The 524-nt window shown below is 27.9% G+C and carries 1 protein-coding gene; it reads right to left on the bottom strand.

Annotated elements, in window-relative coordinates; genetic code table 11:
- Positions 1–524: hypothetical protein (locus IE271_RS44765; RefSeq protein WP_229920021.1), on the bottom strand; the 524-nt coding region annotated here is incomplete at both ends.

Raw genomic sequence — 524 nt, 5'->3', positions numbered from 1 at the left:
ACATTTGTGTGTGAGTAATATTTTCTTGTTTTAAAACATGTTTAAACAAATCCTTTGAATGTTTAGTAAGCATTATATGGCTACTAAGATAAAAATTTGTATAACCATCAAAACCCTTAGAAATTAAAATATCTTCAAGAACCTCTAAAGGTAAATACATATCTGATACAATAATCACTCTCTTATTGTTCTCTTTAGCGAAACGATAGAGTTCTAACATCTCTAAGTTTGGAATAAGCATCTCTTTTTCAGTGGCAATTTCTACTTCCTTATATGAATGAAACTCTTTTGGAATTTGATGATAAATTTCATCTAGAGTAATGTCTTGTTCTTTACTGATTTCTCTAGATTGCATTTCTGCTAAAATCCTTGCTTGACAAAAACCTTTAATATCATATTTAGTCTCAATATACAAAAATAAATCTGTGGGTTTAATAAAAGGTCTTAAAAGAAGGGTATCAAAAATATCAAAAGAAATCACATCGTATTTTAAAATCTCACTTTTTGCCCCATCCAAAAATTTG

This window comes from Streptomyces minutiscleroticus, from assembly GCF_014650875.1.
Classification (GTDB): domain Bacteria; phylum Actinomycetota; class Actinomycetes; order Streptomycetales; family Streptomycetaceae; genus Streptomyces; species Streptomyces minutiscleroticus.
The sequence above is the reverse complement of the archived record's forward strand: the minus strand, read 5'-3'. Positions and strand labels throughout refer to the sequence as shown.